This is a genomic window from Actinomadura atramentaria DSM 43919, assembly GCF_000381885.1.
Taxonomy (GTDB): Bacteria; Actinomycetota; Actinomycetes; order Streptosporangiales; family Streptosporangiaceae; genus Spirillospora; species Spirillospora atramentaria.
The window spans coordinates 1-14423 of the sequence record NZ_KB907220.1 but is presented as its reverse complement, the minus strand read 5'-3'; the positions used below and the strand labels follow the sequence as shown (position 1 = coordinate 14423).

11 protein-coding genes and 1 pseudogene are annotated in these 14423 nt (G+C 73.4%); 8 read left to right on the top strand and 4 right to left on the bottom strand.

The window, feature by feature from the left end; genetic code table 11:
* Positions 1-51 precede the first annotated feature (51 nt).
* Entirely contained in the window at positions 52-2334 is a 2283-nt protein-coding gene (gene secD / locus G339_RS0125520; RefSeq protein WP_033324343.1) for a protein translocase subunit SecD, read from the top strand.
* 98 nt (positions 2335-2432) lie between these two features.
* Here secD and G339_RS0125515 read toward each other — a convergent pair whose 3' ends face one another.
* Complete coding sequence (locus G339_RS0125515) at positions 2433-4310, bottom strand: glycoside hydrolase family 15 protein (RefSeq protein ID WP_019633903.1); 1878 nt, start codon at positions 4308-4310, stop codon at positions 2433-2435.
* Positions 4311-4618: 308 nt separating this feature from the next.
* Here G339_RS0125515 and ppdK point away from each other — a divergent pair, with 308 nt between their 5' ends.
* The 6 genes from ppdK (at position 4619) to G339_RS0125485 (ending at position 12157) form a co-directional block, all read left to right on the top strand.
* Entirely contained in the window at positions 4619-7321 is a 2703-nt protein-coding gene (gene ppdK, locus G339_RS0125510) for a pyruvate, phosphate dikinase (RefSeq protein ID WP_026341767.1), read from the top strand.
* Positions 7322-7443: 122 nt separating this feature from the next.
* Positions 7444-8223: a YdcF family protein gene (locus G339_RS0125505; protein ID WP_019633901.1), complete on the top strand. Its 780-nt coding sequence runs from the start codon at positions 7444-7446 to the stop codon at positions 8221-8223.
* A 48-nt stretch (positions 8224-8271) separates the two neighbouring features.
* Entirely contained in the window at positions 8272-9618 is a 1347-nt protein-coding gene (locus tag G339_RS0125500; RefSeq protein WP_019633900.1) for a deoxyguanosinetriphosphate triphosphohydrolase, read from the top strand.
* Positions 9619-9664: 46 nt separating this feature from the next.
* A complete protein-coding gene (locus G339_RS0125495; protein ID WP_157408005.1) occupies positions 9665-10831 on the top strand; it encodes an MFS transporter in 1167 nt (388 codons plus the stop codon).
* Between the two features lie 73 nt (positions 10832-10904).
* Entirely contained in the window at positions 10905-11366 is a 462-nt protein-coding gene (locus tag G339_RS0125490) for a GtrA family protein (protein ID WP_019633898.1), read from the top strand.
* Between the two features lie 203 nt (positions 11367-11569).
* Positions 11570-12157, top strand: a complete 588-nt coding sequence (locus G339_RS0125485; RefSeq protein ID WP_019633897.1) for a DUF1707 SHOCT-like domain-containing protein — start codon at positions 11570-11572, stop codon at positions 12155-12157.
* Positions 12158-12207: 50 nt separating this feature from the next.
* Here G339_RS0125485 and G339_RS35290 read toward each other — a convergent pair whose 3' ends face one another.
* Positions 12208-13065 carry an LLM class F420-dependent oxidoreductase gene (locus tag G339_RS35290; RefSeq protein ID WP_033324340.1) on the bottom strand — a complete coding sequence of 286 codons (858 nt, stop codon included), beginning with the start codon at positions 13063-13065 and terminating at the stop codon, positions 12208-12210.
* Between the two features lie 114 nt (positions 13066-13179).
* On the opposite strand from G339_RS35290, the gene G339_RS0125475 reads away from it, so the two are divergent.
* Positions 13180-13584, top strand: coding sequence for a MerR family transcriptional regulator (locus tag G339_RS0125475; protein ID WP_019633895.1), 405 nt, complete (start codon positions 13180-13182; stop codon positions 13582-13584).
* A gap of 56 nt (positions 13585-13640) precedes the next feature.
* Here the strand turns inward: G339_RS0125475 and G339_RS35285 are convergent, their stop codons facing one another.
* Both G339_RS35285 and G339_RS39560 read right to left on the bottom strand, forming a co-directional pair.
* Positions 13641-13904 (bottom strand): hypothetical protein, encoded by a 264-nt coding sequence (locus tag G339_RS35285; RefSeq protein ID WP_019633894.1) that lies wholly within the window; start codon positions 13902-13904, stop codon positions 13641-13643.
* A gap of 69 nt (positions 13905-13973) precedes the next feature.
* Positions 13974-14423 (bottom strand): annotated as a pseudogene (locus G339_RS39560) (hypothetical protein); the annotation flags it as partial.

Below are 14423 nucleotides of genomic sequence, written 5' to 3'. Positions count from 1 at the left end.
GCTTTCGGCCCGCCCGCCGGCGTTCCCCGACGTCCCCGTGGAGGTATCCCCATGTCTCGCGCCGTCCTGGTGCGACCCGTGCTGGTGCGAGCGGTGCTGGCCGCCGCCGTGCTCGCCGCATCGCTGACGTTCGCCCTCACCAGACCCGCCAAACTCGGCCTCGACCTGCGCGGCGGCAGCCAGATCGTGCTGGAGGCCAAGGACGCGCCGAACGCGCGCGCCGACGCGGCCGCCGCCGACCGCGCCGCCGAGGTGCTGGGCCGCCGGGTGGACGCGCTCGGCGTCGCCGAGGCGTCCCTGACCCGCTCCGGCGCGCGCCGGATCATCGTCGAGCTGCCCGACGTGCGCGACCCGTCCGGCGCGGCCGCCGTCCTCGGGCGCACGGCGCAGCTCACCGTCCACCACGTCCGCGCCGACGTCGGAGCGGAGCCGGGCAAGGACGAGCGGCGGCTCCCCGACGAGGACGGCACCCCGCTGCTCCTCGGCCCGGCCGTCCTGACGGGCGACGGCGTCGGCTCGGCCGGCGCCGGGTTCGACCCCGAGTCCGGCGCGGCCTGGCACGTCGCCGTCAAGTTCCGCGGCGCGGGCAAGGCCGCCTGGGAGAAGGCCACCGCGCGCGCCGCCTGCGCGGCGGGCGACGAGCGCCGCCTGGCGATCGTCCTGGACGACCGGGTGATCTCGTCCCCGGCCGTCGTCCCCGACGTCCCCTGCGGGACGGGCATCACGGGCGGCAGCACGCAGATCACCGGCGACTTCTCGCCCGAGCGCGCCAAGGAGCTGGCGGCGCTCGTGCAGGGCGGGTCGCTGCCGGTGCCCGTCGAGATCGTGGAGCAGCGGATCGTCGGCCCGACGCTCGGTGCGGCCGCGATCGACGCCAGCGCCCGCGCCGCGCTGGCCGGGATCGCGCTGACGGGGTTGTTCATCATCGCCGTCTACCGCCTCGCCGGGCTGCTCGCGACGGTCGCGCTGGCCGCCTACGCGCTGATCTCCTACGGCGCGCTGGTCGCGGTCGGGGCGACGCTCACCCTGCCCGGTCTGGCCGGGTTCGTCCTGGCGGTCGGGATGGCGGTGGACGCGAACGTCCTGGCATTCGAGCGGGCCAGGGAGGAGTACGCCGGCCGGCCCCGGCGCGGCCCCGGCCGGGCGCTGGCGACCGGCTTCGACCGGGCCTGGTCGGCCGTCGCGGACTCGGCGGCGACGACGGTGCTGGCCGCCGCGCTGCTGTTCGTGCTGGCGTCCGGGCCGGTGCGGGGCTTCGGGGTGACGCTCGTTCTCGGCGTCGTGTGCTCGCTGGTCTCGGCGATGGTCGTCGGGCGGCTGCTGGCCGACCTGATCGTGCCGCGCCGGTTCGCCGCGCGCCGCCCCGCGCTCACCGGCATCGCGGGCAGCGGCCGGCTGCGCGCCCGGCTCGACCGGATGCGGCCGGACGTCGCGCGGTGGGGCCGGGCGTCGATCGCGCTGTGCGTCCTCGCGGCCGTCCTCGCCGGGACGGGCATCGCCGTCCGGGGCCTGAACCTCGGCGTCGAGTTCACCGGTGGGCGGCTCGTCGAGTACACGACCGCGCGGCCCGTCCCGGTGGACGACGCCCGCGCGGCCGTCGCGGCGGCGGGCTTCCCGCGCGCCGTCGTGCAGACGTCCGGCGGCGACGGCGTGTCCGTCCGCACCGGGAAGCTGGACGACGCGCAGGAGCGCCGCGTCCGCGACGCCCTCGCCGAACGCGGCGGCGAGACCACCAAGCGCCGGGACGAACTGATCGGCCCCAGCCTCGGCAAGGAGCTGCGCGCCAAGGCGCTGCTCGCGCTCGGCCTCGCGCTGCTCGCCCAGCTCGCCTACCTGGCGGTCCGGTTCCGGTGGACGTTCGCGACCGGCACGGTCGTCGCGCTGCTCACCGACGCGCTGCTCGTCGTCGGCGCGTTCGCGTGGCTCGGCAGGCCGGTCGACGGCGTGTTCCTCGCGGCGCTGCTGACCGTCGTCGGCTACTCGGTGAACGACTCGGTGGTCCTGTTCGACCGGCTCCGCGACCTGTGGACGGCGAAACCGAGGGAACCCGTCGGGCGCGTCGCGGGCCGGGCGATCCTGCGGACCGTCCCCCGGACGGTCAACACGGGGATGGGCGCGGTGTTCGTGCTGGCGGCCCTAGCGCTGTTCGGCGGCGACTCGCTCACCGACTTCGCGGTGGCGCTGCTCATCGGCATCGCCGCGGGCACCGCGTCCAGCGTGCTGCTGGCCGTGCCGGTGGCCGTCGAGCTGGAGCGGTTCGCGGGACCGCCGCCGGACAGGTCCCGGCCGCGTCCGGCGCGCCGCGACCCGCGCGACTCCGGCGCGGTCGTGTAGGGCGCTGAGGCTTCGGGGCTCTCGTGGAAGGAAGCCCCAGCGCTTCGTCTCGGGCCGGGCGGCGTACGGGGTGGTGGCCGCCCGGTGCGCGCCCGGCGCTACATCAGGCCGGGCCGGCGCTCCTCCTCCTCGGCGCGGATGACCTGCATCACCGCGTTGATGAGGGCCAGATGCGTGAACGCCTGCGGGAAGTTGCCGAGGTGGCGGCCCGTGTGCGGGTCGATCTCCTCGGCGTAGAGCTGGAGCGGGCTGGCGTAGGACAGCAGCTTCTCGCAGAGCGTCCGCGCCCGCTCCAGCTCGCCGATCATGACGAGCGTGCTCACCATCCAGAACGAGCAGATGGTGAAGGTGCCCTCCTCCGACTCGAACCCGTCGTCGGTCTCGGCGGGGTCGTAGCGCAGGACCAGGTCGTCCTCCGACAGCTCGTCGGCGATGGCCAGGACCGTCTCGCGGACGCGCTTGTCGTCGGCGGGCAGGAAGCCCAGCAGCGGGATCAGCAGCGCCGACGCGTCGAGGGTGTCCGCGCCGTAGTGCGCCACGAACACGCCGCGCTCGTCGACCGCGTGCTCCAGGACGTCGGCGTGGATCTCGTCGGCCGCGCGCTGCCAGCGCTCGGCGCGGGCGTGGTCGCCGCGGATGCGGGCCAGCCGCGCGCCGCGGTCGGCCGCGACCCAGCAGAACACCTTGGACGAGGTGAAGTGCTGCTTGTCGCCGCGCACCTCCCACATGCCGCAGTCGGGGCTGCGCCAGTTCGCCAGCGCGTCCTCGACCTGCTTCACAACGATCTTCCACAGCCGGTCGTCGAGCCGGTCCCGCTTGCGGACGAACATGTAGATGGAGCCGATGATGGCCCCCCACACGTCGTGCTGCGCCTGCATGTACGCCTCGTTGCCGATGCGCACGGGACGGGCGTTGTCGTAGCCGCTGAGGTGGTCGAGCGTGGACTCGGGCAGCTCCTCCCGGCCGTCCAGCCCGTACATGATCTGCAGTTTGCCCTCGGCGGCCTCGGCGACGTCGGTGATGAAGTAGAAGAAGTCGTTGGCCTCCCAGTCGTAGCCGAGCGTGTAGAACGCCCACAGCGCCATCGTGGAGTCGCGGATCCACGTGTAGCGGTAGTCCCAGTTGCGGTCCCCGCCGGGCGTCTCGGGCAGCGACGTCGTCGCCGCCGCCGCGACCGCCCCGGACGGCCCGAACGTCAGGCCCTTCAGCGTGAGCGCGCTGCGCTGCAGGTGGCTGCGCCACGGGTGGTCGGGGAAGTGCCCCCGGTCCAGCCAGTGCTGCCAGTGGTGGACGGTCCACACCAGGCGCTCGTGCGCCTCGGCGTAGTCGGCGGGCGGCGCGTGCTCGCTCCACGACAGCGCGACGAACCGCGCGTCGCCCTGCTTGAGCAGCGTCCGCGACGTCGCCAGCGACCCCTCGAACCCGACGTTCAGGTCGGTGTTGAGCCGCAGGTTGACGCCGTTGCCGCGCGCGACGGCCTCGTGATAACCCGCCCCGGTGTGCTCCCACTGGGCGGGCGTGCGCCCGTAGTCGAACACCGGCATGCAGTCGAGCCGGATCTGCGCCTGCCCGTTCACGCACCGGATCATGCGCAGCAGCACGTGATCGGCGTCATAGTCCGTGGGCGTGCGCCGATGGGTGTGGGATCTCTCCGTCTCGTGGTGCCACGGGCCCATCAGCAGGGCGTCGGTCACGACGACCCACCCGCCGTGCAGCCACCACGTGGTCTCCATCACCATCGTGCCCGGGATGTACCGCTGGGCGGCGGGCACCTCGACCCCGGCCGGACCCAGCCGGAAGTAGCCCGCGTCGCGGTCGAGGATCGACCCGAACACGCTCGGCGAGTCCATCTTCGGCAGGCACATCCATTCGATGTTCCCGCTCGGCGCGACCAGGGCCGTCGTCTCGCAGTCGGACAGGAACCCGTAATCGGCGATCGGGGCGAACGGATCACCCGCCCGGCCACCGGCGACCATCGGCCTCACAACCTCACCTCCTTGTTTCATCATTCCCTCTCGATAGCGATGCGCACGTTCCACAGCGGGGTGATCTCCGCCGTACACGCGCGGACCGCGGCTATTGGAATAGACCACTACAAGTGGTCTGACCTGGGCGTATATTGCCTGGGGCGGGGGGCGGAGGGGACGTGCCCGATTCGCGGGTACAGTCCCCGCCAACAGGACACCGGGCCGTCGGGCCGCGGCGCCCCGCGACGAGGCGGGGCGGCGGGCGCGATCGTCCGGCCCCTGTCGTTGGTCGTCATCGGAGCGAGAAGGAGCTCCCCGTGCCAAAGTTCGTGTACGACTTCACTGAGGGCAACAAAGACCTCAAGGATCTGCTGGGCGGCAAGGGCGCCAACCTGGCCGAGATGACCAACCTCGGGCTGCCGGTGCCTCCCGGTTTCACGATCACCACGGAGGCGTGCCGGCACTACCTGAGCGGCGGGACCGTTCCCGACGGGCTCGCGGCCGAGGTCGACGACCACCTGGCGGCGCTGGAGTCGGCGATGGGCAAGCGCCTCGGCGACCCCGCAGACCCGCTGCTGGTCAGCGTCCGCTCCGGCGCGAAGTTCAGCATGCCGGGGATGATGGAGACCGTCCTCAACATCGGGTTGAACGACGAGTCCGTCCAGGGCCTGGCGGCCCAGGCGGGCGACGAGCGGTTCGCGTGGGACTCCTACCGCCGCCTGATCCAGATGTTCGGCAAGACCGTCCTGGACATCGACGGCGAGCTGTTCGAGGACGCGATCGAGGCCGCCAAGCGCGACCGCGGCACCGCCGACGACGCGGACCTCACCGCCGACGACCTGCGCGGCCTGGTCGGAACGTTCAAGGACATCGTCCGCGCCAAGGCGGGCCGCGAGTTCCCCGACGACCCGCGCGAGCAGATGGACCTCGCCGTCAAGGCCGTCTTCGACTCCTGGAACGCCGAGCGCGCCATCCTGTACCGACGCCAGGAGCGCATCCCGGTGGACCTCGGCACCGCCGTGAACATCTGCTCGATGGTGTTCGGCAACCTCGGCCGGGACTCGGGCACCGGTGTGGCGTTCACCCGCGACCCGGCCTCCGGCCAGCAGGGAATCTACGGCGACTACCTGCAGAACGCGCAGGGCGAGGACGTCGTCGCGGGCATCCGCAACACGGTGCCGCTCACCGAGCTGGAGCGCATCGACAAGGCGTCCTACGACCAGCTCCTCCAGATCATGGAGACGCTGGAGAACCACTACCTCGACATGTGCGACATCGAGTTCACGATCGAGCGCGGCAAGCTGTGGATGCTCCAGACCCGCGTGGGCAAGCGGACCGCCGCCGCCGCGTTCCGCATCGCCTGCCAGCTCCTGGACCAGGGCCTGATCGACGCCGACGAGGCCGCGCACCGCGTCACGGGCGACCAGCTCGCCCAGCTCATGTTCCCCCGGTTCGACGAGGACCGCCTCGACGGCGTCACCCGCCTCACCCGCGGCATGAACGCCTCGCCGGGCGCGGCCGTCGGCAAGGCGGTGTTCACCTCGGCGCGGGCCGTCGAGCTGGCCGCCGCGGGCGAGGACGTCATCCTCGTCCGCCGCGAGACCAACCCCGACGACCTCGCCGGGATGGTCGCGGCGCGCGGCGTGCTGACGTCGCGCGGCGGCAAGACCTCGCACGCCGCCGTCGTGGCGCGCGGCATGGGCAAGACGTGCGTGTGCGGCGCGGAGGAGCTGGACGTGGACGTCCGCGCGGGGACCTTCACCGCGCCGGGCGGCGTCGTCGTCCGCGAGGGCGACGTGGTGTCGATCGACGGCAGCAGCGGCCAGGTGTACCTCGGCGAGGTACCGGTGCGGCACTCGCCCGTCGTGCAGTACTTCGAGGGCGATCTGACGCCCGCGGACGGCGGCGAGCTGGTGCAGTCCGTCCACCGGCTGATGGCGCACGCCGACGCGGCGGCGCGGCTGGCGGTCCGCGCCAACGCCGACAACCCCGAGGACGCGGCGCGCGCCCGCCGGTTCGGCGCGGGCGGCATCGGCCTGTGCCGGACCGAGCACATGTTCCTGGGCGACCGGCGGCAGCTCGTCGAGCAGCTCATCCTCGCCGAGGACGCGCAGGCGCGGCAGGACGCGCTGGACGCCCTGGAGCCGCTGCAGCGCGCGGACTTCACCGGGATCTTCGAGGCGATGGACGGGCTGCCGGTCACGATCCGGCTCATCGACCCGCCGCTGCACGAATTCCTCCCCGATCTGACGGAGCTGTCGGTCAAGGTGGCTCTGGCGGGCGACGGCGCCGACCCCAAGGACCGCCGCCTCCTCGAAGCGGTCCACCGCCTGCACGAGCAGAACCCTATGCTGGGTTTGCGAGGTGTGCGGCTGGGTTTGGTGATTCCGGGCCTCTTCGCGATGCAGGTGCGGGCCATCGCCGAGGCCGCCGCCGACCGCCGCCGCGCGGGCGGCGACCCCCGGCCGGAGATCATGATCCCGCTCGTCGGCGCGGTGCAGGAGCTGGAGGCCGTCCGCGAGGAGGCCGAGCGGGTCCTGGCGGACGTCGCGGCCGAGACCGGCGTGGACGTCCCGGCGCTGATCGGCACGATGATCGAGCTGCCGCGGGCGGCGCTGACCGCCGGGCAGATCGCGGAGGCCGCCGAGTTCTTCTCGTTCGGCACCAACGACCTCACGCAGACGACGTGGGGCTTCTCCCGCGACGACGTCGAGGCGGCGTTCTTCTCGCGCTACCTGGACCTCGGCATCTTCGGCGTCTCGCCGTTCGAGACGCTGGACCGCGACGGCGTCGGCCGCCTGGTGCGGATCGCCGCCGAGGAGGGCCGCAAGGCGCGGCCGGGCATCAAGCTCGGGATCTGCGGCGAGCACGGCGGCGACCCCGACTCCGTCCACTTCTGCCACGAGGTCGGCCTGGACTACGTGTCCTGCTCGCCGTTCCGAGTACCGGTGGCGCGGCTGGAGGCGGGCCGCGCCGCGATCGAGGCGAAGGGCGCGGCGCTCGGCAGCGACCACCGCTGAGCCGGTTCCGTCACCCGGCCGCCCGCGTGCGGCGGCCGGGTGACGGAATCCGGTCGAAACGGATGGCCTCGCGTGTGAACCGGGGACGGCTCCCGCGTCGTCTGAATATCGTGTCGAGCACGATGACGATGGAGATCGAGACGCCGGACCCGGACCCGCGGGACGACCCCGGGGAACCGGACGAGTCCGGCGCGGACGGCGGCCGCCGCCGCAAGCGCCGCAAGCCGCGCTCACGCGTGTTCGTGATCAGCATGATCCTGGTGCTGGCGGTGTTCGGGATCGTGGTGCTGACGCCGCTGGCCGTCTGCTTCCGCGTCTGGTACCAGGCGCGGCAGGACGAGCGGCCGCGCTCGGACACGATCATCGTGCTGGGCGCGGCGCAGTACAACGGCGTCCCGTCGCCGACGCTGCGGTGGCGGCTCCAGCATGCGCTGGACCTGTGGCGGGCCGGGGTCGCGCCGCGGATCGTCACGGTCGGCGGGAAGGCCCCCGGCGACAACTACACCGAGGCCGACTCGGGCCGCCGGTGGCTGATCGAGAAGGGGCGCGTCCCGGCGGGCAGCGTCGTCGCGGTTCCGGAGGGGCGGGACACGCTGCAGAGCTTCCGGGCGCTGGGACGCGTCTACAAGCAGCGGCACTGGGCGTCCGGGGTGATCGTCACCGACCCGTGGCACGGGCTGCGGTCCAAGAAGATGGCCGAGGACAGCGGGATCAAGGCCGCGTCGTCGCCGACGCGCAGCGGCCCGAGCGTCCAGACGCGCGACACCCAGTTCCACTACATCGTCCGGGAGACGGGCGCGTACCTGTCGTACGTGCTGCTGGGCAAGAGCGTCCGGGTGCCCGGGGAGACGATCGAGAACGCGCCGATCATGGACGAGCCGTCCACGGCGAAGCCCGGCTGACCTGCGCCGGGGCCGCCGTCCCACCGCCCGGTTAGGGTGGGGAGGACCATGAGCGACTATTCGGACCGCGACCGGCGGCGGTGGGCGCCCGAACCGCCCAAGCGGCGGGGCCGGGGGGCCTTCGAGCGGGACCGCGCCCGCGTCCTGCACAGCGCGGCGCTGCGGCGGCTGGCGGCCAAGACGCAGGTCGCGTCGCCGGGCGCGGAGCCCGAGCACAACGTGCAGAGCCTGCGCACCCGGCTGACGCACTCGCTGGAGTGCGCGCAGATCGGCCGGGAGCTGGGCCGGGTCTTCGGCTGCGACCCGGACGTCGTGGAGACGGCGTGCCTGTCGCACGACATCGGCCATCCGCCGTTCGGGCACAACGGCGAGGCCGCGCTGGACGACGTCGCGCGCGGCTGCGGCGGGTTCGAGGGCAACGCGCAGAGCCTGCGGGTGCTGACCCGGCTGGAGCCCAAGTCGTTCGCGCCGGACGGGCCGCCGCTGTTCGGGCGGAGCGTGGGGCTGAACCTGACGCGCGCGTCGCTGGACGCGGCGATGAAGTACCCGTGGTCCCAGGCGGACGCGGTCAACGGAAAGTTCGGCGTATACCAGGACGATCTGGACTACGCGCGCTGGGTCCGCGAGGGCGCGCCGGACGGCCGGACGTGCTTCGAGGCCCAGGTCATGGACTGGAGCGACGACGTCGCCTACTCCGTCCACGACCTGGAGGACGCCCTGGTCGCCGGGCACATCGACTTCGCCCTGCTCGCCGACCCGGCCGAGCGCCGGTCCGTCGCCGCGACCGCCGTCCGGCTGTACTGCGCCGCGACGCCCGGCGACGGCCCGCACCCGGTGCCGCGCGCCCGCCGCCCCGAACGGGCCGCGTCCCCGCTCGTCGCGGAGGCCGCCGAGGTCGAGGAGCGGTTCGCGGCGCTGCTCGCCGAGCCCTACTGGCCGGACCGCTACGACGGCACCCCGCGCACCCTCGCCGCGCTGAAGAACCTGACCAGCTCGCTGATCGGCCGGTTCTGCCTGGCCGCCGAGCGGGCGACGCGCCGCGAGCACGGCGACCGGCCGCTCACCCGGTACGGCGCGGAGCTGATCGTCCCGCGCGCGCAGCGGCTGGAGTGCGCGCTGCTCAAGGGCATCACCGCGCACTACGTGTGGATCAGCCACGAGCGGGTGCGGGCGCGGCAGCGCGAACTGATCCTCGAACTGGCCGAGCTCACGCTCGCGGGGGCGCCCGCCACGCTCGACCCGGCGTTCCGGGCGGCGTTCGCGGACGCGCCGGACGACGCCGCGCGGCTGCGCGCCGTCGTGGACCAGATCGCCTCGCTGACCGACACGTCCGCGATGGCGCGGCACGCCGCGCTCGCGGCGGGCCGGAGCGCCACGGTGATCATCGCGCCCTGAATCGGCCGGTTCCGCGATCGGCGTCCGGAATGTAGCGTCGATCATGATGACGACGCAGACGGGGGCGCCGCGCCGGGCGCGCGCGGCGGTGACGGGGGCGTTCGCCGTCCACGGCCTCACCACGGCGGCGTGGGTCGCGCGGATTCCGCAGATCAAGGAGCATCTGGGGCTCGGCGCGGGCGTGTTCGGGATCGCGCTGCTCGGCGCGCCGCTGGGCGTGGTCCTCGCCGTCCGGTTCGCGGGGCGGTGCGTGGCGCGCTGGGGGAGCCGGGCGGTGACGCTGTGGGCCGGGACGGTCGGCGCGCTCGCCCCCGCGTGTGTCGCGTTCGCCGGGAACTTGCCGTCGCTGATCGCCGCGCTGCTGCTGATGGGCGCGGCGCTCGGGCTGATGGACGTCGCGATGAACGCGCAGGGCGTCGCGGTGGAGCGGGCGTACGGGCGGCCGATCATGTCGGGGCTGCACGGGTCGTACAGCGTGGGGACGCTGGGGGCGGCGCTCGTCGGCGCGGCGGCGGCGCACGGGAGCGTTCCGGTGCGCGTCCACCTGCCCGTCGCGTCGCTGGTGCTGGTCGCGGCGCTGTGGCTGGGCTGCCGGGGCCTGCTGGGGCGTGCGGCGGACGAGCCGTTCGCCGCGTCCGCCGACGTCCCCGGGCGCGGCCCGGCGGCGCGCGGGGCGCTGCTCATGCTCGGCGTCATCGGGCTGTGCTCGTTCGTCGGCGAGGGCGCGATGGCCGACTGGAGCGCCGTCTACCTGCGCGAAGACCTCGGGACGGGACCGGGCGCGGCCGGACTCGGCTACGCCGGATGCGCGGTGGCGATGACCCTCGGGCGGCTCGCCGGGGACCGGGTCGTGGCCCGGTTCGGCGCGGTCGCGGTGCTGCGGACGGGCTCGGCCGTCGCGGCGGGCGGCCTGGGCCTCGGGCTGCTCGCCCGCGACCCCGTCGCCGCCGTCGCGGGGTTCACGCTGTTCGGGCTCGGCGTCGCCGCCGTCGCGCCGGTGACGTTCAGCGCGGCGGGGAACCTGCCGGGCGTGCCCTCGGCGGCGGGCATCGCGCGCGTGACGTCGCTCGGCTACCTCGGGCTGCTCGGCGGGCCGCCGGTGATCGGCTTCGTCGCCGAGGGCGTCGGGCTCGGCTGGGCGCTCGCCGTCCCGGTCGTCCTGGTCGCCGCGATCGTGCCCCTCGGCCGCGCCGCCGCGGCGGCCCGCGGTTGACCCGGGCGGGGGGTGATCCTTTCCCGTGGGTTGGCGCGCGGGCATATGTCCCGCTCGGGTAAGGTCTGGGCGGGTGAGCACCCTGCAGCGGTCGAGACCGGCCAAAACGGTCAAGACCGCGCGAGACTACCGGACATTCGTCCGCGAACTCGTGATTTTCAACTGTGTCGGCGCCGTGGGCACGATCATCTCCATCGGCGGCGCGAACCTCCTCCGCCACGTGCTCGGCGGCGGCCCGCTCATCAGCGTGATCATCCCCAACGTCCTGTCCACGCTCAGCTCCTACCTGCTGAACCGCCACTGGACGTTCCGCCACCGCGACAGCGACGGCACCGGCCGCGAGATGGCCCTGTTCTTCGGGCTGAACGGCATTGGACTCGCGATCCAGGTGATGTGTACGGGATTCACCTACTACGTCCTGCACCTGCACAGCGGGATCGCCTACAACGCGGGACTCGTCAGCGGACTGCTGCTGGCGGCGGCGTTCCGCTACTGGTCGTACAAGAAGTGGATCTTCATTCCGGCGACGCTGTGACCGCCTCACGCCTCGACCGCGGGCGGCCCGGCCACCGGCTCGCGGTTCCGGGGCGGCGGTAGTATCGTGCGGAGAACGCGTGACCCGGCCCGTCATCCTCGGGCGCGACGGCCCCCGACCGCCGAGGGGACGCGCCGACGGCCGCTCCCCGTGCTCGGCGGTCGGCGAACTCTGGCGGCGTCGCCCCCAGCCAAGGAGCCCAGATGCCGACCGACTCCCCGCAGCAGGCGAACGTGCCGGACCCGCCCGCGGCGCGGGCGTCCGACGCGGACCGCGACCGGATCGTCGAGCTGCTGAACGCGGCCGTCACCGACGGCCGTCTCGACCCCGCCGAGTTCGACGAGCGCGTGGGCGCCGCGCTGACCGCCCGCACGGTCGACGCGCTGGCGCCGCTCGTCGCCGACCTGAGCGCGGTGCCGGGCGGCGCGCCCGGACCGGCGCCCGGCGTGCTCAGGATCCGCGAGAAGTACGGCACGGTGCGCCGTGCCGGCCGGTGGACGCTGCCGCGCCGGCTGGTGGTGCGCACGAAGTGGTCCGGGGTGACTCTGGACCTGACCCGCGCGGTCCGCACCGGCCCCGAACTGGCCGTCGAGCTGAAGGTGCAGGGCGGCGGGGTGGATCTGATCCTCGCGCCGGGCATGACGGTGGACGCCGGCGACGTGTCGGCCCACTACGGCGCCGTGCTGGTCAGCGACGACGAGCCGGAGGCGTCGGAGGTCCTGCGCGTCCGTCTGACGGGCCGCGTGAAGTTCGCCGCTCTCAACGTCACCTGGCGGTCACCGGACCGGTGACCGCCGGCCCGCGGGCGGCCCGCGATGCCGCGCGCGGCCCCGAGGGGTCGTCAGCGCGCGCCGGGGTCCGTCGCCCCGCCGCGGGCCGCCGCCAGCACCTCGGTCAGGTCCTGGCCGGTGCCCTGGGAGAAGATCACGTGGTCGACGCCGAGTTCGCCGAGGCGGCCGATGGTGTCGACGGTCTGGCCGAGGGAGCCGTCGGTGCGGGCCAGGGCCGTCTTCTCGATGTCGGCGTAGTCGCGGCCCTCGTTGGCGCAGTGCTCGCGGAGGACCGCGAGCTTGTGCGGGATCTCGTCCGGGTTGGTGAGATTGCAGGCGTCGGCGTACTTCGCGACGAAACGCAGGGTCTTCTTCTCGCCCGCGCCGCCGATGAGGATGCGCGGGCGCGGCCGGGACACCGGGGCCGGGACGTTCAGCGGGCGTTCGAGCGCGTAGTGCCCGCCCTCGAAGGGCTTGTCGTCGCCCGCCCACATCTGGCGCGCGATCCGCAGCGTCTCCTCCAGGCGCTCGAACCGCTCCGCGACGGGCGGGAACGGGATGCCGTAGCCGCGCGACTCCTCCTCGTTCCACGCGGCCCCGATGCCGAGCCACGCCCGTCCGCCCGACAGGACGTCCAGGGTGGTGACGGTCTTCACCAGCAGGGCCGGGTTGCGGTAGGTGACACCCGTGACGAGCGTCCCGAGCGTGATGCGTTCGGTGACGGCGGCCGCGTACGCGAGCGCGGTGTAGCCCTCCAGCATCGGCTCCTCGGGCGGGCCGATCATCGAGATCTGGAAGAAGTGGTCCATGACCCACAGCGAGTCCAGGCCGCCCTGGTCGGCGTCGCGCGCGGTCCGCGCGAACTCCGGGCCGATCCGGTCCGGGCCGCCGAACGACGTGAAGCTGGGCACTTGCAGTCCGACGCGCATCGTCGCGCCCCTTTCGATCGGTGACCCGTCCACTGTGCGACCTGGAGCACACTCCAGGTCAAGCCCGACCGCCCGTCTTGACCGGACGCGTGCCCCGGGTGGAATGCTGGCGGGGTGACCTCTTACTCTCCGGGCGAGACCGCCGAGAAGAGCGGTTTCAGCATCGACACCCTGCGCTACTACGAGAAGATCGGCCTGCTGTCGGGCATCGCGCGCGACACGGCGGGCCGCCGGGTGTTCACGGACTCCGACATCGCCTGGCTGGAGATGCTGCGCTGCCTGCGCGAGACGGGGATGCCGATCGCCGAGATGCTGCGCTTCTCCGAACTGACCCGCGGCGGCACCGAGACCTACACCGCCCGTCTTGAACTCCTGCGCGCGCACGACCGCCGCGTCGAGGACGAGATCGCCCGCCTCCGCGAACAGCAGCGCCACATCCAGTTCAAGATCGACCGCTACGCCGACCTCCTGAACACCGAGAAGTCCTGCCTGTCCCCCCGAGCCGCCAACACGACCTGACCGGCACTCACCATTGCCCGGCCCCGGACACGACGGCCGCGAGGCCCACGGCCGGATCAGTCGAAGATGTCGGTGGTGGTGTGGGCGGTGATGGCGCGGCGTCGCCAGGTGCGGAGTTGGTCGAGGTCGGTGCAGGTGGTGATGCGTTCGCGTTCGGTGTCGGTGAGGGCGAGCCCGCGGGCGTCGATGGTGTCCAGCGCCGCCTCGACGGCCTGCCGCTGTTCGCCCTTCAGATGGCCTTCGCGTTCGCCGCGGCCGTAGTGTTCGCGGGCGAAGGGGCTGACGACGGGCCAGTAGTCGGGGGGTCGGCTCTCCAGCACGGTTCGGTTGCTTCCTTGGGGATTGCCGGGCCGCCGGATGTGTGTTCGGCGGCCCGGCGGGCGCGTGTGTCAGTCGAAGATGTCGGCCGTGCTCCGTGCGGTGATGGCGCGGCGTCGCCAGGTGCGGAGTTGGTCGAGGTCGGTGCAGGTGGTGATGCGTTCGCGTTCGGCGTCGGTGAGGGCGAGCCCGCGGGCGTCGATGATGTCCAGCGCCGCCTCGACGGCCTGCTCGCGTTCGCCGCGGCCGTAGTGTTCGCGGGCGAAGGGGCTGACGACGAGCCATTCGGTTGTGGACATCAGCTTCTCCAGGATCTCGCGGGTCGTGGGCCGGACGAGGTCGAAACCGTGTTCATAGTATCGCGCAGCGTCATCCTCGTTGAGGCTGAGCACGCCCGCGTACCAGGCTTCGACGACGTCCAGGTCGTCGGGGTGGGTGAGGAGGGTGAGGAGGCCGAGTTCGGGGTTGGCGGCGATGGCGGCCGGGTCGGTGAGGGCGGGGATCTGCGCGGGGCCGAGGCT